The organism is Photorhabdus thracensis (assembly GCF_001010285.1).
GTDB classification, from domain to species: domain Bacteria; phylum Pseudomonadota; class Gammaproteobacteria; order Enterobacterales; family Enterobacteriaceae; genus Photorhabdus; species Photorhabdus temperata.
Genome location: NZ_CP011104.1, coordinates 2377261 through 2395847, shown reverse-complemented (window position 1 = coordinate 2395847; position 18587 = coordinate 2377261). Strand labels below are relative to the sequence as shown.

Here is an 18587-nt window from a genome sequence, read left to right as displayed (position 1 = left end):
TTACGCATCATCACCAAACCAACAGATATTGCGAGCAGCCATGATGAACTCTCCTGCTTGCTCATCACTCAAACCTTCAATATCCGATAGGTCGTCGATACCCTGCTCGGCAAGATCTTCCAGCGTACAGATGCCACGGGCAGCCAGGTCAAATGCCAGAGTGCGGTTCATACCAGTCAGATTTAACAACTCTTCAGTTGGTTGCTTATCACTAAGACTCTCTTTCTGAGCCAGTTCCAAAGTAGTTAAAGCAGCTTTTGCACGTTCACGCAGGACTTCGATAGTTTCCTCATCAAGGCCATCAATTTCCAGAAGCTCCTTAATTGGCACATAAGCCAGTTCTTCCAGAGTTGAGAAACCTTCTTCGACCAGAACAGTCGCAAACTCTTCATCAATATCGAGATGCTTAGTGAATGTATCAATAGAAGCGTGAGCTTCTGCCTGATGTTTTGCTTGCAGCTCCTCGGCAGTCATGACATTTAATTCCCATTTGTCATCACCACGGTGTTTTTTCAGCAACTGCGCAGCCAGACGCACATTTTGACCATTACGGCCGATAGCCTGAGCCAAGTTGTTGCTTTCAACGGCAACATCCATCGTGCATTTGTCTTCGTCAACAACAATGGATGCAACATCAGCCGGAGCCATAGCATTAATTACGAATTGAGCTGGGTTATCATCCCACAATACGATATCAATTCGTTCGCCGCCCAGTTCACTGGAAACGGCCTGTACTCGCGCGCCACGCATACCAACACAAGCACCAACCGGATCGATACGCTTATCATTAGTTTTTACTGCGATTTTAGCGCGGGACCCCGGATCACGGGCAGCAGCTTTAATCTCAATAAGCTCCTCACCAATTTCCGGAACCTCAATACGGAACAGTTCAACCAGCATTTCCGGGCGGGAACGGCTGACAAACAGTTGCGCACCTCGTGCTTCAGGGCGAACATCATACAGTACACCACGCACGCGGTCACCTGGGCGAAAATTTTCCCTTGGTAACATGTCTTCGCGAAGGATAACTGCTTCAGCATTATTGCCCAGATCAAGCGTGATATTTTCACGATTTACTTTCTTAACGACACTGGTGATGATCTCACCTTGCTGTTCGCGAAACTGGTCAACAACCATAGCGCGTTCAGCTTCACGTACTTTCTGTACGATAACCTGTTTAGCAGTCTGCGTTGTAATACGGTCAAATGTGACTGATTCAATTTGATCTTCGGTATAGCCACCCAAATCAATTTCAGGCTCTTCGAATCTAGCCGCTTCCAACGTAATTTCACGAGTTGGCTGAGTCACGTCTTCAACAACTAACCAACGGCGGAAGGTGTCAAAATCGCCAGATTTACGATCTATACTGACACGAACATCAATATCTTGTTCATATTTTTTCTTGGTGGCTGTGGCCAGTGCTGTTTCCAGCGCCTCGAAGATTTTTTCGCGTGGAAGAGATTTTTCGTTGGAAACCGCTTCCACAACAGCCAGAATTTCTTTATTCATCCTAGTTGCCTCATCCGAACTTTAAAAGTGGGGTACCAGGTTCGCTTTCTGGATGTTGCTCAGTGCGAACACTTCATCTTTTCCATCCACCGTAACCGTGATCATTTCGCCGTCGACAGTTTTGATAATGCCCAGCCATTTCCGACGGTTTTGCATTGCTATACGTAAAACCAGACTGACTTCTTCACCAATAAAACGCTGGTAATGTTCAGCCGTGAACAATGGACGTTCTAGGCCAGGTGAAGAAATTTCTAAGTTATAAAGCACTGAGATAGGATCTTCGACATCCAATACTGCACTGACCTGGTGGCTAACATCAGCACAATCATCAACAGTGATACCATTCTCACTATCAATATAGATCCGCAGTGTAGAAACACGCGCACGAATAAACTCCAGGCCGACTAATTCAAAGCCTAAAGCTTCAACTGGTGCTGAAATCATCGCTGTTAATTTTTGTTCTAATGTGGACAAACCCACCCCCAAGACATAAAAAAAGGGCTCATTAGCCCAGTAGTTCTGTTGTCAAATAACAAAAAACCCCGAAATTCGGGGCTTTATGCAACTGGACCCTATTTGCTGCCAGTGACTTAAACCACTCACTTCACGCACCTTTCAAATCAGGATCAATACGTTAAATATTGCTGAATTATTTCATTCGAAAAAGGTACATCTTTTAAGAAGTGGTTGCGGGAGCCGGATTTGAACCGACGACCTTCGGGTTATGAGCCCGACGAGCTACCATGCTGCTCCATCCCGCGTTCGAAAACGTGGCAAATACTACGCTGATAACTGCCAAAACGCAAGCTATCTGAATTTAATGGTACCGAGGACGGGACTTGAACCCGTAAGCCCTAGTGTGGGCACTACCACCTCAAGGTAGCGTGTCTACCAATTTCACCACCTCGGCACTGATATAAGGCTATCTACTTAACCAACAACCTCATCTCAATTCTCTTTTTCGTGACGATTACTGCGGAATGTCACTATTCGGTGCTGCTGGCGCCGTCGGGATTTCTGTAGACTTCTCGACTTTAACCGGTTCACCGATATTCTCCCACTTACTGCTTATACCTGTTTGGTTACTGGTCATATTGCCAAGCACCAAACTAATAATAAAAAACAGAGTGGCAAAAAGCGCAGTCATACGGGTCATAAAGTTACCAGAACCCGATGAACCAAACAGTGTTGCAGACGCACCCGCACCAAAGGAAGCACCCATATCAGCACCTTTACCCTGCTGTAGCATAACCAAGGCAATCAGCCCGATAGCAACCAGCAAGAAAACAACTAAAAGAGCTCCATACATATGTTGTACCTGTATCCTCGTGGGGTTTACCACGATTTACGTGGTTACCTTATACCGCATCACCCACCCAAACAGATTAATCGCCTGTTGAGTGGGTGTGAATACTAACCAAACAACATCTGATACGCAAGGTTAATTTCAATAATCAGAATCACTTGAGGAAAAAAACAACAAATTAACCAGCGTGTTTCACTGCATCAGCAATGCGATGCGCCAAAGCCGTTACCTGAACATCATCTTCACCTTCCACCATGACACGAATCAATGGCTCAGTGCCCGACTTACGTAATAGTACCCGTCCACGGCCATTTAATTCAGCCTCAACAGATTTGGCGACACTGATTACATTTTCTGATTGAAGCGGATCGTGTGAACCAGAAAAACGAACATTTACCAGCACCTGCGGCAAAAGTTTCATACCACTGCATAAATCATGCAGGCTCATATGGTTACGCACCATTGCACTCAGAATCTGAAGGCCAGCAACAATACCATCACCTGTAGTTGTTTTATCAAGCAGGATAACATGACCGGAATTTTCAGCACCTAAACGCCAGCCTTCTTCCTGCAATTTTTCCAGCACATAACGGTCACCCACCTTAGCACGCAAGAATGGGATACCAAGCTGCTTCAATGCCAACTCCAATCCCATATTGCTCATCAGCGTACCCACAACACCACCACGCAGTTGCCCCTGTCTCAAGGCTTCGCGGGCAATAATATAAAGGATCTGATCGCCATCAACTTTCTGCCCCAAGTGGTCAACCATAATCACGCGGTCACCATCACCATCGAATGCCAGGCCAACATCTGCTTTCTCTTCTACAACACGTTGCTGCAACAACCGAACATCGGTAGCACCACATTTTTCGTTGATATTAATCCCGTTCGGCTCACAGCCAATCGTCACAACATTAGCCCCTAGCTCTCTGAATACATTTGGAGCAATGTGATAAGTCGCACCGTTAGCGCAGTCAAGAACAATTTTCAACCCATTGAGACTTTGTTCGCTTGGAAATGTCCCTTTACAGAACTCAATATAACGACCAGCCGCATCAACAATACGGTTTGCACGTCCTAATTCTGCGGATTCCACGCAAGTCAGTGGTTTTTCCATTTCAGCTTCAATCGCTTCTTCCACATCATCCGGCAGTTTTTTACCGTCAATAGAGAAGAATTTAATACCATTATCATAATAAGGATTATGAGAAGCAGAAATAACAATTCCAGCTTCAGCACGGAAAGTACGGGTCAGATAAGCAACAGCTGGTGTTGGCATAGGACCAGTAAATGAAGCAGACAAACCAGCCGCTGCCAAACCTGCTTCTAAAGAAGACTCCAGCATATAGCCAGAAATGCGGGTATCCTTACCGATAATGATTTTACGAGAACCATGACGAGCCAGTACCTTACCCGCAGCCCAACCGAGCTTTAACACAAAATCCGGCGTAATTGGGCTATCGCCCACTTTGCCACGGATGCCATCAGTACCAAAGTATTTGCGATTACTCATAGTTTCTTTTCTTCCTTTACTGAAAGTGTTGCTTCAACAATTCGCATTGCCTGCACGGTCTCTTTAACGTCATGTACCCGGATAATTTGCGCTCCTTGCATAGCGGCAATAACAGCGCAGGCCACGCTACCGGCAACCCTTTCTTGTGGTGGGACATGAATCAATTGACCTATCATGGACTTACGTGACATTCCTGCCAACACAGGCAAACCAAATTGATGAAATTCGTTTAAATGCGCCAGTAACTGATAATTATGCGTCAAGTCTTTGCCAAAACCGAAGCCCGGATCAAGAATAAGTTTATCTTTTGCTATCCCTGCCACCATACAACGTTCAATTTGCTCAGTAAAAAATTGTTTCACTTCGCCCAACAAATTTTCATAATGTGGCGCATCCTGCATAGTCCTCGGCTGACCTTTCATATGCATCAAACAAACAGGTAAGCCAGATTGAGCAACACTTTCCAAAGCACCAGACTCTTGCAATGAACGAATATCGTTAATCAAATGAACACCAGCTTTTGCTGATTCACTCATAACCAATGCTTTTGAGGTATCAACAGAAATCCAAATATTAAATCGTTGAGCTAAAGCTTCAATAACCGGAACAACCCGATCTACTTCTTCCTGTTCACTGACCTCATCAGCACCCGGACGGGTAGATTCTCCACCAACATCAATGATTGCAGCTCCTTCAAGAACCATCTTTTCAGCATGTCGTAAGGCCATATCCAAAGTATTATGAGCACCGCCATCAGAAAATGAATCTGGAGTAACATTCAAAATACCCATCACTTGCGGGCGGGAGAGATCGAGAACATTATCTCTGGCTATGAGTTTCATGTTGGTCTACCTTTAATATCAAAACCCCAGGACTTGCCTGGGGTTTAATGGTATATCTATCGGACTAAGGAACAATTACAGATCTTTATTTTCTGATTGTTCACCATCTTGTACCGACGTATTGACATCATCAGTTGGTTTTGCAGCCTGTGGCGATGGCGTATTACTTGCTGGTCGGCTGTTATTGTTGCTACCGTTACCATTTTCCCATCCTGCTGGCGGGCGCACATTCGTACGATTCATTAAGTCATCGATCTGAGGTGCATCAATAGTTTCGTACTTCATCAATGCGTCTTTCATCGAATGCAGAATATCAAGATTGTCCATCAGGATATGACGGGCACGTTGATAGTTATGGTCGATAATGGCCTTAACTTCCTGATCGATCAAACGAGCAGTTTCATCAGACATATGTTTAGCTTTCGCAACTGAACGCCCGAGAAACACTTCTCCTTCTTCCTCCGCATAGAGCAATGGGCCGAGTTTTTCCGAGAAACCCCACTGCGTTACCATGTTACGGGCAATTGATGTTGCAACCTTGATATCGTTAGATGCGCCAGTAGAAACACTGTCTGGACCATAAATAATCTCTTCTGCCAGACGGCCGCCGTATAAGGTTGAAATCTGGCTTTCCAGTTTCTGGCGGCTAGCGCTGATCTGATCCCCTTCCGGCAGGAAGAAAGTCACCCCCAAAGCGCGGCCACGAGGAATAATGGTAACTTTATGAACAGGATCATGCTCAGGAACCAAACGACCAATAATGGCATGGCCTGCTTCATGATAAGCAGTTGATTCTTTTTGCTCTTCCGTCATCACCATGGAACGGCGCTCCGCACCCATCATGATTTTGTCTTTCGCTTTTTCGAATTCAACCATAGAAACCACACGTCTGTTGCCACGGGCAGCAAACAAAGCAGCTTCATTCACCAAATTCGCCAAATCAGCACCAGAGAATCCCGGAGTACCGCGCGCAATGACAGAAGCATCGACATCAGTATCCAAAGGAACCCGGCGCATATGAACTTTCAGAATCTGCTCACGACCACGTACGTCTGGCAGACCGACAACAACCTGGCGGTCAAAACGCCCAGGGCGCAGTAACGCCGGATCAAGTACGTCAGGGCGGTTAGTTGCGGCAATGACGATAATACCTTCGTTACCTTCAAAGCCATCCATCTCAACCAGCATCTGGTTCAAAGTCTGCTCACGTTCATCGTGACCACCACCCAAACCGGCACCACGCTGGCGGCCTACTGCATCAATCTCGTCAATAAAAATGATACAAGGTGCCGCTTTCTTCGCCTGTTCGAACATATCACGAACACGGGATGCACCAACACCGACAAACATTTCAACAAAGTCAGAGCCGGAAATAGTAAAGAATGGCACTTTTGCCTCACCGGCAATGGCTTTTGCCAGCAAAGTCTTACCAGTACCTGGAGGCCCGACCATCAGAATACCTTTTGGGATTTTTCCACCCAATTTCTGGAAACGGCCTGGCTCACGCAGATATTCCACCAGTTCACCGACTTCTTCTTTCGCTTCGTCGCAACCAGCAACATCAGCAAAAGTGGTTTTAATCTGATCTTCTGTCAGCATTCGGGCTTTGCTTTTACCAAAAGACATTGCCCCTTTACCGCCACCGCCTTGCATCTGACGCATAAAGAAAATCCAGACCCCGATAAGCAGTAACATCGGGAACCAGGAAATGAAAATAGAAGTTAGCAGGCTTGGTTCTTCCGGCGGTTCACCAACCACTTTCACGTTCTTATTCAGTAACGTATCAAGCAGTTTTTCATCCTGTATTGGTAGGTAAGTGGTGTATCTGCTGTTATCTTTCTTACTAACATTAATTTCACGACCTGTGATACGAACTTCGCGCACCTGATCCTGGGCTAACTCATTGATGAAGGTAGAGTAATCCACCCTACGACTATTGGAATCGCTGGGACCAAAACTCTGGAATAACGACATCAGCACAACTGCGATAACTAACCAGAGAATCAGGTTTTTCGCCATGTCACTCAAGGGATTAACCTCATATTACAACTGTGTTAACAAATAGCATTCAGGGTACTATAGTTTCCGCCCTGTCGCTACAATGTATACTTCACGCGATCGTGCCCGCGAAGCGTCTGGCTTACGAATTTTCACGTTCGTAAACAGGGAGCGAATTTCCCTCAGGTATTCATCAAAGCCCTCTCCCTGAAACACTTTGACAATGAAACTCCCCCCGGGGGCCAGCACATCACGACACATATCTAACGCCAATTCAACCAGATACATGGATCGAGGAATATCGACCGCAGGTGTTCCGCTCATATTGGGTGCCATATCCGACATGACGACCTGGACTTTGTTATCACCAACTCGCTCAAGCAATGTTTTCAATACAAGTTCATCACGAAAATCGCCCTGAAGGAAATCGACTCCAACAATTGGATCCATCGGTAAAAGATCACAGGCAATCACCCGCCCATTCTCATTAATTTGACTCACTGCGTACTGAGACCATCCACCAGGGGCGGCGCCTAAATCGACAACGGTCATGCCGGGCTTAAAAATTTTGTCACTTTGTTGAATTTCATCAAGTTTAAACCAAGCGCGAGAACGAAGCCCTTTTTTCTGTGCCTGAAGAACATATTTATCACTAAAGTGTTCTTGTAACCAGCGGCTGGAGCTTGCCGAACGTTTTTTATTGGCCATTGTCCTTTCCAACTATACTAATAAAGAGCCAGATATCTATTGCTCCGCACACCAAAACCACAACACACTATTTATGGTGATAGATATGAGATGGCGGTAGAATGTCCCGTTTTCAATCCTAACTAAGCAAAAAAACAATGACTCTTAATAAAAAACAAGTGCAACACCTGAAAAGTCTAGCTCATCCGTTAAAACCTGTCGTCATGATTGGTAACAACGGCTTGACTGAGGGCGTGTTGGCTGAAATTGAACAAACACTGGCACACCATGAGCTTATCAAAGTCAAAATCGCAGGCGAAGATCGTGAAATCAAAAATTTGATCGCCAATGCAATTGTCCGCGAAACTGGTGCATATAATGTGCAAATTATCGGAAAAACACTGGTTCTTTACCGCCAATCGGAAGAACGCAGAATTATTTTACCTAAATAATCAAACCACATTTATATAAAAATGCCATGCGCATGATTATGGTAAAAAAGGCCATATCCGGCCTTTTTTACCTTCTCTACGATTTTTATGTAACTTTACCTAATAGGAATCAATAGCAACAGGCTAATTCTGAAGTTTAAATATATTCAACTTTCAGGATTTCATATTCAACTTCACCGCCTGGTGTTTTGATAATAACAGCGTCATCAGCTTCTTTACCAATCAGACCACGGGCAATCGGTGAATTCACTGAGATTAAGTTTTCTTTAATATCAGCTTCATCATCACCTACAATCCGGTAGGTCTGCTCTTCATCCGTATTTACATTCAAAGCTGTAACTGTAGCGCCAAAAATAACGCGCCCAGTCTTGGGCATTTTTGTGACATCAATCACTTGTGCATTAGAAAGTTTAGCTTCGATTTCCTGAATACGGCCTTCGCAGAAACCTTGCTGTTCACGAGCTGCATGATATTCAGCATTTTCTTTCAGATCACCATGTTCACGCGCTTCAGCAATGTCTGAAATAATTTTTGGACGGCGTACGTTCTTTAGATAATCTAACTCTTCGCGCAACTTATCCGCGCCACGTACCGTCATTGGAATCTGTTTCATTTATTAATCCTCTAAATCTTTCCTGAGCAAAAAACAAGCATCATCCTGATGTTTTCAGATAACAGCACAATGAGCACGCCTTGTCGGGCGGGCTTCCAGACAATAAACAATAATGTGAACCACCGCGCTACCCAGAGTTCACAGTCATATTCTACATATTAATATATCATTCTAACGTAGACTTGATGATGGGTCATCGTTTACTTTCCCCCTCGTTGCGTCTTAGTATTGTGGCATGTCCACATCCATATGCGAAATTTATGTCCTTCTTTAAAATTGCCAGCAAATTAGTTTGCGTTACCTGTCTGTACTTGGCTACCCCCAACGCAAACGCCACACCTGTTGAGGAATATACGCAATATCTGCCTGATGGCACTAATCTTGCATTAATCGCTCAGAAAGTTGGTGCCAGTACCCCGGTAATTGATTATCACGGGCAGCAAATGGCTCTGCCAGCAAGTACGCTGAAAGTTGTCACAGCGCTTGCAGCATTGTTACAACTAGGAAAAGACTATCGCTTTATCACCACATTGGAAAGTCATGGCAAAATTTCAAACGGTATTTTAAAAGGGAATTTGATCGCTCGTTTTGTCGGAGATCCAACACTGACCCGTCAACAACTTCGCAATATGGTTACAGTTTTGAGCCAAGCCGGCGTGAAAAAAATTGACGGTGATCTTTTAATAGATGTCTCCGCTTTTACCAGCCACGATAAGGCTCCCGGCTGGGTATGGAATGACATGACCCAATGTTTCAGTGCGCCACCTGCTGCCGCAATCGTAGATCGAAACTGTTTTTCCGTTTCACTGTATAGCGCAGAACGTCCCGGTGATACTGCATTCATCCGTGTTGCATCTTTTTATCCAGTGAATATGTTCAGTGAAGTTAAAACATTGGCAAAAGGCGCTCCTGAAAGCCAGTACTGTGAATTAGATGTCGTTCCAGGAGAACTCAATCGTTTTACACTTACCGGATGCCTTACTCAACGCAGCGAACCATTACCATTAGCTTTCGCTATTCAGAACGGAACCAGCTATGCGGGGGCAGTTCTCAAAAACGAACTGCAAATTGCGGGAATTGAAATCACAGGCAGCCTCAAACGCCAAAGCTTACCAACTGAGCCGGGTAAAGTTCTGGCTCAGAATCAATCAGCGCCATTACATGATCTGCTGAAAATAATGCTGAAAAAATCTGACAATATGATCGCGGATACCGTATTCAGGACAATAGGCCGACAACACTTTAATATACCAGGAACCTGGCGTTCAGGCTCTGATGCGGTACGGCAAGTATTGAAACAAAAAGCAGGTATCGACCTGGGAAATACCGTGATGGTAGATGGCTCAGGATTATCCCGCCATAATCTGATCACCCCAGCAACCATGATGGAAGTATTGCAGTTTATTGCTCAACATGATCAAGAATTAGATTTCATTTCCATGCTGCCATTAGCTGGTCATGACGGTACTCTAAGATACCGGGGAGGATTAGATGAAGCAGGAGTAAACAGGAAAGTTTCGGCTAAAACCGGAGCCCTGCAAGGAGTGTATAATCTGGCTGGCTTTATAACCACTGCCAGCGGTCAGCAAGTTGCCTTCGTGCAATTTATTTCTGCTTATGCTGTACCACAAAAAGATCACCGCAACCGCCGTGTTCCCTTGGTACGGTTCGAAAGCAGATTGTATAAAGATTTATACCAACACAACTAATAAAATCGGCGCCACAAATAGGTGGCGCCCTTAGCTATTAATGAAAGATCAGGAGCATCAACGTTTATAAATAACCTCAACGCCTTCATCGTCATCTTCGTCCCAATCATCATCCCAGTCATCGTCTGCTTCCGAAACTTGTTCTAGCTGCTCTTTATGGTAATCATCCCACATGAATTCAACTTTCTCTGGATGAGCTTCATCTTCTGTTGTACTCATATTACGAGGTTTGGTTTTCATAAACTCCATAATATCCCAACAAAGCTCTTTAACACCCAGACGATTTATCGCTGAGATCATATAAAAATCGCCTTCCCAACCTAATTCATCAGCGATAGCTTGCGCACGCTGTTTAGCTTCTTCTGGCTCTAACAGATCAACTTTATTGAATACCAACCAGCGTGGTTTTTCTGCCAATTTTTCGCTGTATTGCTGTAGCTCATTGACAATAATACGGGCATTTTCGACAGGATCTGATTCATCAACAGGGCAAATATCAATTAAGTGTAGCAGCACCCGACAACGTTCCAAATGTTTCAGGAAACGAATACCCAAGCCAGCACCGTCGGAAGCACCTTCAATAAGCCCTGGAATATCCGCAACCACGAAACTCTGCTCGTTATCCATCCTTACTACACCCAAGCTTGGTACCAGAGTTGTAAATGGATAATCTGCAACTTTTGGTTTAGCGGCAGAAACAGCACGGATAAATGTGGATTTACCCGCATTTGGCATCCCCAGCATACCAACATCTGCCAACAACATTAGTTCCAGCATCAATTCGCGGGTTTCACCTGAAGTCCCCATTGTTCTTTGACGAGGAGCCCGGTTAACAGAAGATTTAAAGCGGGTATTACCCAGTCCATGGAACCCACCTTTCGCTACCATCAGACGCTGTTCATGACGAATCATATCGCCCAAAACCTCACCGGTTGCCACATCGCGGATACGCGTACCAACAGGCACTTTAATCGTAATATCCTGACCACGTTTACCGGTACAATCACGGCTCTGGCCATTTTGCCCACGTTCCGCCCGGAAAGACTTTTCAAAACGATAGTCAATTAGTGTGTTGAGATTTTCATCTGCCAGCAGATAAACATCTCCACCATCTCCACCGTCACCACCGTCTGGCCCACCTTTCGGAATATATTTTTCACGACGGAAGCTGACACAACCATTGCCACCATCCCCCGCAACAACCAGTATTCTGGCTTCATCTACAAATTTCATATTTTTTCTCCGTATGATAGCCACTATAGTGCTGGACGGCTGTTTTACCCAGAGATGGCGTTTCAGAATAATAAAAAGCCCCGCAACGCATTGCAGGGCTTCTGATTCGGTTTATAACTCGAAAAACTTATTCAGCTTCGATGCTGATAAATTTGCGGTTTTTCGGGCCTTTAACTTCGAACTTAACTTTCCCGTCAGCTAATGCGAACAGGGTGTGGTCACGACCACAACCAACGTTACTGCCAGCGTGGAATTTAGTACCACGTTGACGAACAATGATGCTGCCTGCTAATACAGACTCGCCACCAAAACGTTTTACACCCAGACGTTTACTTTCAGAATCGCGGCCATTACGAGTTGAGCCGCCAGCCTTTTTGTGTGCCATTAATCTGCTCTCCTAAATCTTAAGCGATGCCAGTGATTTTAACATCAGTGAACCACTGACGGTGGCCTTGCTGCTTACGGCTGTGTTTACGACGACGAAACTTAACGATTTTAATTTTCTCGCCACGACCATGAGCAACCACTTCAGCTTTGACTTTAATGCCTTCAACTACAGGAGCGCCGATTTTGATGTCATCACCATTAGCGACCATCAGAACCTGGTCAAACTCAACAGTTTCACCTGTTGCGATGTCCAGCTTTTCCAGGCGAATTGTTTGACCTTCGCTGACTCGGTGTTGTTTACCACCACTTTGGAAAACCGCGTACATATAAACTCCGCTTTCCGCACGCCCCCTAAATATCATTCCAGAGCGCGCTATAAATATTCATAATAGGGCGCGAATTCTACGCAAAAAAGCCTAAGAAGACAAGAGCAGAATTAGAGCAGATGATAAAAAAACATAGTTTCTGAATTGTCATTTATTTGAACTGTTTTTCGAGTACAATCAAGACACAGCGATAACTATTATAATGTTAATATGAACACTGCTCTGCATTAGAACCCATAGCCGAAAAAACATGAATTTAGAATCTATTATCAAGCTAACCGCTGATGATATGGCAGCGGTAAATGAAGCCATTCTTAGCCAGTTGAATTCTGACGTTACTCTTATAAATCAACTGGGCTACTACATAATCAGTGGCGGTGGAAAACGCATCCGCCCAATCATTGCCATTCTCGCTGGCAGAGCATTAGGTTGTCAGGGTGATAAGCATATTACTGTTGCCGCTTTAATTGAATTTATCCACACAGCAACCTTGTTACATGATGATGTTGTGGATGAATCGGATATGCGACGTGGCAAAGCCACAGCCAATGCCACTTTTGGTAACGCGGCCAGTGTACTGGTTGGCGATTTTATATACACTCGCTCTTTTCAGATGATGACGACTCTTAACTCTATGCGGGTTCTTAAGCTGATGTCAGAAGCAACCAATGTTATCGCTGAAGGCGAGGTTTTACAGCTAATGAACTGCAATGACCCAGATATCTCTGAAGACGATTATATGCGCGTGATTTACAGTAAAACAGCGCGGCTGTTTGAAGTTGCCGCCCACTCTTCTGCGATTCTTTCCAACGCGACACCAAAACAGGAAGCTGCTTTACAAGATTACGGGCGTTATTTAGGCACTGCATTCCAGCTAATTGATGATTTGCTGGACTATGATGCCGATAGCGACACACTAGGCAAAAACACTGGTGATGACCTCAATGAAGGTAAACCAACATTACCATTGCTGCACGCTATGAATCATGGTAACCCAGAACAATCATCACTTATCCGTGAAGCAATTGAAAAAGGTAATGGTCGCCACTTACTCGAAACCGTACTGACAACAATGAAACAGTGCGGTTCGCTGGAATATACCCGTAAGCGAGCAGAAGAAGAAGCAGATAAAGCCATTGCTGCTTTACAGGTGCTGGGAAGCTCCCCATACAAGCAAGCACTTGTGGGGTTAGCACATATCGCCGTACAACGCCTCTCTTAATTGATAGCAGCAAAACCTGGGGTTAATCTGCCTCCAGGTTTTTCTCTACGTCTTCAACATCAATATAGCTAATAAGTTTTGCCAACCCTTCCCGAAGAATGAATTTCACAATTTTTTCCCGCTCAACTTTAGTCAGTTGATAGTAAGCTTCAACCCAGATTAAGAATGGGTCCTGCCGTTTGTTTGCGTAATCAACTGTGTTTTCCCCTACGGATAACATATTAAGTACATCTTCAGGCAAACTATTTATATGATATTCAAGAGCCTTGCCCTGAACACCCAGTTTACGTCTATATTCCCATCCTTCCCGCCTTGCCATCAGATTTATTCCCTGTGGCGAAGAAGGAAGTCCGGCAATACCAACCAGCTCTTTAGCTGAGTACCATTCTTTTTTCATACTTTTCTTCTCACTTTGCACCGGGATAATGAAGAAGAAGCCAAGTTAATTGGCATTTTTAATTTCCAAAAAAGAGTTAAATAACAGAAATTTTTTCCAAAAAGCTTCTGATACCGTCTCGTAAAATCATGGCTGTCACAGCCTGTTTCTCAGATTCTGACAACTGGTGGAAAGCCCCAACCCAAATCGATAAAGGATCTTGCTTCTGCACCTGATACTCAGAAGATGATTCATGAAGCTCCAGCGCTGCAATGGTCGTCTCTGGAAAACAGGAATAGTGATATTCGACTGCTTTGCCTTGTACTCCTTGCCTTTTCTGACATAACCACTCCTCGCGTTTTGCTCTGGCATTAACTCCTTGTGGTGATCCAGGTAACTCACCCACGCCAACCAATTCCTTGGCCGAAAACCACTCTTTTTTCATCACGTTTCTCTATTTTTGTAACCAAGTTCAAAAAAGAAGTTTTTAAGAAAAAATTTGGAAATATTTTTAGAAAAATAATGCTATTTTGTTTCTCAATAACAGGTTTCAGTTCGTTATTGCTCTCATGCAGACCTGTTATTTATACCACTAACATAGCATCAAATTTAATAAAAAAAGGATTAAAAATGATTTCAAGGAAATCTGATTGGCATCCTGCCGACATAATTGCAGCTTTACGCAAGCGGGGAACAACCTTAGCTGAGGTATCACGCAAAGCGGGACTGAGCTCATCTACACTCGCTAATGCACTGTCTCGCCCATGGCCAAAGGGAGAATGGATAATTGCGAATTATCTGGAAATACACCCTTCAGAGATTTGGCCGAGTCGTTATTTTGATCCAAATACCGGAGAGTTATTAGAAAGGAAAGTACGCGAACAAACAAATAATTAGCTAACGAATTATTTTCGTTAAATAAAAACCGCCGGTAATTCGTTATACCAGCGGTTTTTATTGTTTCATAACTATATATTTTATATTTATAAAATATACCAATTAGTTATTAATGAATTTTTCACCTAATTCTATATCTTTTCTCAATACGTCCAACATGCCTTCCAGTGCTTTTTGTTCAAAATCACTCAACTTGCCGATGTCCAGACGCTCTTCTACACCATTTTTACCCAAACGAACCGGTTGAGCGAAGAAACGCGCATATTTGCCATCACCCTCAACATAAGCACATTCCACAACATTGCTTTCGCCTTGTAAGCCACGGACCAAAGAAAGACCCAGACGAGCCGCAGCTTGTCCCATAGACAGAGTTGCAGATCCACCACCAGCTTTAGCTTCAACGACTTCAGTACCTGCATTCTGAATACGTTTAGTTAAGGCTGCTAACTCTTCATCAGTAAAGCTCACACCAGGGATTTGGGACAACAGAGGCAGGATCGTCACACCAGAGTGACCACCGATAACCGGCACTTCGATTTCCTGCGGTTTTTTACCTTTCAATTCAGCAACAAAAGTATTGGAGCGGATAATATCCAGGGTTGTTACGCCAAACAGACGGTTTTTATCATATACACCCGCTTTTTTCAGCACTTCAGCCGCAATAGCTACAGTTGTGTTGACTGGGTTAGTAATAATCCCAATCAGTGCCTTCGGACACGTTTTAGCTACTTGTTCTACCAGGTTACGAACGACACCCGCGTTCACATTAAACAGATCTGAACGATCCATACCTGGTTTACGGGCAACACCAGCAGAAATCAATACAACGTCCGCCCCTTCCAACGCTGGCGTTGCATCTTCACCAGCAAAGCCCTTAATTCTCACATCCGTTGGAATGTGGCTCAAATCAACAGCCACCCCAGGTGTCACTGGAGCGATATCATATAAAGAGAGTTCTGAACCTGAAGGAAGCTGGGTTTTTAGTAGAAGAGCAAGAGCCTGACCAATACCACCGGCTGCACCGAGAACTGCAACTTTCATCCTGATACTCCTTAAATCGTTTATACTTTAAAATGCTATGAATTCATCTGGTTACAAACCATAAATTACTACTTTCTTGAAAACAATCTGTTAACAGCCAAATTGCGGACTTACGCTCTAATCGTGGGACGTAAAAGTCGCCGTATTCTAGGCAAAATGCTTATCTGTTAATGAGATAATGGACACTATTTTGATAATTGCCTTATGATTTTATGAAATAACCCGCTAAATACCTTACACCCAACAACAACACCAAACAACATCATTTGATTAACAATATACTTACATGATAACCAACCCAAAAAAGCAAATTCTCATATTCATATTTTGTGAATTTCTATATAGCATAAGACTAATTCATGCTTTAAAAATGGTGATAAGATCATTTTTATTGCATAAAAATTCATTTATATGCATAATATAATCTTCATAGATGATTGAATATGGTGAAATATGCGTACTCCCTCTAAACAGGAAGAGTTAGTAAAAGCTTTCAAGGCGTTATTGAAAGAAGAAAAATTTAGCTCTCAAGGAGAAATCGTTACCGCCTTGCTGGAAGAAGGTTTTAAGAATATTAATCAATCCAAAGTCTCCAGAATGCTGACTAAATTTGGTGCTGTTCGCACCCGTAATGCAAAAATGGAAATGGTCTACTGCCTTCCTGCTGAGCTTGGCGTCCCTACTGCCACTAGTCCACTAAAAAACCTGGTACTGGATGTTGATCACAACCATTCAATTGTTGTCATTCGTACAAGCCCTGGTGCTGCTCAGCTTATTGCTCGCTTGTTGGATTCCCTTGGTAAAGCAGAAGGTATACTTGGCAGTATCGCGGGTGACGACACCATCTTCATCACACTTGCCAGAGGTTTCACAGCAGAACAGCTACGTGAAAAAATTCTTGAATTGTTCGAACAAGAACTTTAAATGAATCGCGCCATACTGGCGCGATTCATTTTTCCTGCCGCCATCCTCAGGACTGATAAGTTTTTTTATTCAGTTCAGATAGTAGTTTCTCATGAATACCGCTAAACCCGCCATTACTCATAACCAAAATATGATCGCCTTTCTGTGCCTTATCAACAATCATATGCACCAGCGAATCAATGTCAGCGCTCCAATACGCTGGCTGAACACAACGATCTGCAATTTCTGATACATGCCATTTAATATTAGCTGGCTGAAATAAGAACACTTCATCAGCACGCCCCAGCGCTGGCGCGATCTCATTCTTACTTACCCCCATTTTCATAGTATTTGAACGCGGTTCTAACACAGTAATAATACGGGCAGTTCCACCAACCTTACTACGCAGAGCTTCCAGTGTTGCCAGAATTGCTGTCGGGTGATGCGCAAAATCATCATAAACGGTGATGCCATTCTCCTCACCACGTAGTTCAAGGCGACGGCGGGCATTAATAAAATCGCTCAAAGCACGACAAGCATCGACTGGCTGGACACCAACATGATGTGCAGCTGCAATCGCAATCAGCCCATTACGCATATTATGTTCACCAACCAATGACCAATTCACTTCTCCAACAATTTCACCACCATAAAACACCCGATAATCACTGCTGTCTGTACTTATCTTTTTTGCCTGCCAGCGACCAGTTTCACCCACCAGCTCCAATTCACTCCAGCATCCCATAGACAAGACATGCTTCAGGTTAATATCGTTATCCGGCACAAAGATCTTGCCACTAGCCGGAATGATCCTGACAAGATGATGGAACTGTCTCTGAATAGCTGCCAGATCGCCAAAAATATCCCCATGATCAAATTCGAGATTATTCATGATCAGCGTACGTGGGCTGTAATGCACAAACTTGGATCGTTTATCAAAGAAAGCACTGTCATATTCATCGGCTTCTATCACGAAAAACGGACTTTCTCCGATCTGAGCTGATGTTTCAAAATTCCCAGGAACACCGCCAATCAAGAAACCCGGTTTATAACCACAAGCTTCCAGAATCCAAGCCAACATGCCGGCGGTTGTTGTTTTGCCATGCGTCCCTGCAACCGCCAGAACCCAACGCTCCGGCAAGACATAATCATGCAGCCATTGAGGACCAGAGGTATAAGGGAGCCCACGCTCCAGCACAGCTTCTACACAAGGATTTCCACGGCTCATGACATTACCGATGATGACCATATCTGGCACAGAATCCAATTGTGCCGGATCATATCCCTGAATCAGGCTAATCCCATGTTTTTCTAGTAAGGTACTCATTGGTGGATAAACATTGGTATCTGAGCCGGTTACCTCATGGCCGAGAGAACGTGCCAAAATTGCCAGTCCACCCATAAAAGTACCGCAGATACCAAGAATATGAATACGCATTGATTTCCCATTCCATAGCATGAAGTTAGCCACTATTCTAACCATCAAAAGCAAGATAAGAAATGGAATAGCCTATGAATCATCCCTTTCTTTGGCTAAACTGCCCGCGAAAGAGTGCAATGCACACTCTAA

At 44.1% G+C, this 18587-nt stretch carries 20 protein-coding genes and 2 tRNA genes; 5 read left to right on the top strand and 17 right to left on the bottom strand.

The features are described 5' to 3' along the window. From nusA to rlmE, 9 genes are all read right to left on the bottom strand, one after another. Positions 1-1509, bottom strand: a complete 1509-nt coding sequence (gene nusA, locus VY86_RS10350; protein ID WP_046974877.1) for a transcription termination factor NusA — start codon at positions 1507-1509, stop codon at positions 1-3. Positions 1510-1530: 21 nt separating this feature from the next. Beyond that, positions 1531-1983, bottom strand: coding sequence for a ribosome maturation factor RimP (gene rimP / locus VY86_RS10345; protein WP_023043415.1), 453 nt, complete (start codon positions 1981-1983; stop codon positions 1531-1533). Between the two features lie 210 nt (positions 1984-2193). Continuing rightward, positions 2194-2270, bottom strand: a tRNA-Met gene (locus tag VY86_RS10340). A 60-nt stretch (positions 2271-2330) separates the two neighbouring features. Further along, a tRNA-Leu gene (locus tag VY86_RS10335) sits at positions 2331-2419 on the bottom strand. Positions 2420-2479: 60 nt separating this feature from the next. After that, positions 2480-2818 carry a preprotein translocase subunit SecG gene (gene secG, locus VY86_RS10330; protein ID WP_046974876.1) on the bottom strand — a complete coding sequence of 113 codons (339 nt, stop codon included), beginning with the start codon at positions 2816-2818 and terminating at the stop codon, positions 2480-2482. Between the two features lie 175 nt (positions 2819-2993). Continuing rightward, positions 2994-4331 carry a phosphoglucosamine mutase gene (glmM, locus tag VY86_RS10325; RefSeq protein ID WP_046974875.1) on the bottom strand — a complete coding sequence of 446 codons (1338 nt, stop codon included), beginning with the start codon at positions 4329-4331 and terminating at the stop codon, positions 2994-2996. Then, a complete protein-coding gene (gene folP, locus VY86_RS10320) occupies positions 4328-5173 on the bottom strand; it encodes a dihydropteroate synthase (RefSeq protein ID WP_046974874.1) in 846 nt (281 codons plus the stop codon). The genes glmM and folP overlap by 4 nt, the downstream gene beginning before the upstream one ends. Positions 5174-5248: 75 nt before the next feature. Continuing rightward, positions 5249-7201 (bottom strand): ATP-dependent zinc metalloprotease FtsH, encoded by a 1953-nt coding sequence (gene ftsH / locus VY86_RS10315; RefSeq protein WP_021323302.1) that lies wholly within the window; start codon positions 7199-7201, stop codon positions 5249-5251. 48 nt (positions 7202-7249) lie between these two features. Beyond that, positions 7250-7879: a 23S rRNA (uridine(2552)-2'-O)-methyltransferase RlmE gene (gene rlmE / locus VY86_RS10310; protein ID WP_015836112.1), complete on the bottom strand. Its 630-nt coding sequence runs from the start codon at positions 7877-7879 to the stop codon at positions 7250-7252. 137 nt (positions 7880-8016) lie between these two features. On the opposite strand from rlmE, the gene yhbY reads away from it, so the two are divergent. Next, positions 8017-8310 (top strand): ribosome assembly RNA-binding protein YhbY, encoded by a 294-nt coding sequence (gene yhbY / locus VY86_RS10305; RefSeq protein ID WP_046974873.1) that lies wholly within the window; start codon positions 8017-8019, stop codon positions 8308-8310. Positions 8311-8446: 136 nt separating this feature from the next. On the opposite strand, the gene greA is transcribed toward yhbY, so the two are convergent. Further along, the gene (gene greA / locus VY86_RS10300; RefSeq protein ID WP_046974872.1) at positions 8447-8923 is read right to left on the bottom strand and encodes a transcription elongation factor GreA; all 477 of its coding nucleotides are present in this window, start codon (positions 8921-8923) and stop codon (positions 8447-8449) included. Positions 8924-9183: 260 nt separating this feature from the next. Here greA and dacB point away from each other — a divergent pair, with 260 nt between their 5' ends. Continuing rightward, complete coding sequence (gene dacB / locus VY86_RS10295) at positions 9184-10632, top strand: serine-type D-Ala-D-Ala carboxypeptidase (RefSeq protein ID WP_046974871.1); 1449 nt, start codon at positions 9184-9186, stop codon at positions 10630-10632. A gap of 57 nt (positions 10633-10689) precedes the next feature. On the opposite strand, the gene cgtA is transcribed toward dacB, so the two are convergent. The 3 genes from cgtA to rplU form a co-directional block, all read right to left on the bottom strand. Then, a complete protein-coding gene (gene cgtA / locus VY86_RS10290) occupies positions 10690-11865 on the bottom strand; it encodes an Obg family GTPase CgtA (protein ID WP_046974870.1) in 1176 nt (391 codons plus the stop codon). Positions 11866-11992: 127 nt separating this feature from the next. Continuing rightward, on the bottom strand, positions 11993-12250 hold the full coding sequence (gene rpmA / locus VY86_RS10285; RefSeq protein ID WP_015836118.1) for a 50S ribosomal protein L27: 258 nt from the start codon (positions 12248-12250) through the stop codon (positions 11993-11995). Positions 12251-12269: 19 nt separating this feature from the next. Next, on the bottom strand, positions 12270-12578 hold the full coding sequence (gene rplU, locus VY86_RS10280) for a 50S ribosomal protein L21 (protein ID WP_021323298.1): 309 nt from the start codon (positions 12576-12578) through the stop codon (positions 12270-12272). Positions 12579-12828: 250 nt separating this feature from the next. On the opposite strand from rplU, the gene ispB reads away from it, so the two are divergent. After that, positions 12829-13800: an octaprenyl diphosphate synthase gene (gene ispB / locus VY86_RS10275; protein WP_046974869.1), complete on the top strand. Its 972-nt coding sequence runs from the start codon at positions 12829-12831 to the stop codon at positions 13798-13800. A gap of 22 nt (positions 13801-13822) precedes the next feature. Here ispB and VY86_RS10270 read toward each other — a convergent pair whose 3' ends face one another. Both VY86_RS10270 and VY86_RS10265 read right to left on the bottom strand, forming a co-directional pair. Beyond that, a complete protein-coding gene (locus VY86_RS10270) occupies positions 13823-14197 on the bottom strand; it encodes a DNA-binding protein (RefSeq protein WP_046974868.1) in 375 nt (124 codons plus the stop codon). Between the two features lie 76 nt (positions 14198-14273). Continuing rightward, a complete protein-coding gene (locus tag VY86_RS10265) occupies positions 14274-14621 on the bottom strand; it encodes a DNA-binding protein (protein WP_046974867.1) in 348 nt (115 codons plus the stop codon). A 185-nt stretch (positions 14622-14806) separates the two neighbouring features. Here VY86_RS10265 and VY86_RS10260 point away from each other — a divergent pair, with 185 nt between their 5' ends. Then, positions 14807-15073 (top strand): helix-turn-helix domain-containing protein, encoded by a 267-nt coding sequence (locus VY86_RS10260; protein WP_021323294.1) that lies wholly within the window; start codon positions 14807-14809, stop codon positions 15071-15073. Positions 15074-15175: 102 nt separating this feature from the next. Here the strand turns inward: VY86_RS10260 and mdh are convergent, their stop codons facing one another. Next, positions 15176-16114: a malate dehydrogenase gene (gene mdh / locus VY86_RS10255; protein WP_046974866.1), complete on the bottom strand. Its 939-nt coding sequence runs from the start codon at positions 16112-16114 to the stop codon at positions 15176-15178. Positions 16115-16567: 453 nt separating this feature from the next. Between mdh and argR the strand changes: the two genes are divergently transcribed. Next, entirely contained in the window at positions 16568-17038 is a 471-nt protein-coding gene (gene argR, locus VY86_RS10250; protein ID WP_046974865.1) for a transcriptional regulator ArgR, read from the top strand. Positions 17039-17084: 46 nt separating this feature from the next. Here argR and mpl read toward each other — a convergent pair whose 3' ends face one another. Next, entirely contained in the window at positions 17085-18455 is a 1371-nt protein-coding gene (gene mpl, locus VY86_RS10245; RefSeq protein WP_046974864.1) for a UDP-N-acetylmuramate:L-alanyl-gamma-D-glutamyl-meso-diaminopimelate ligase, read from the bottom strand. Positions 18456-18587: the final 132 nt, after the last annotated feature.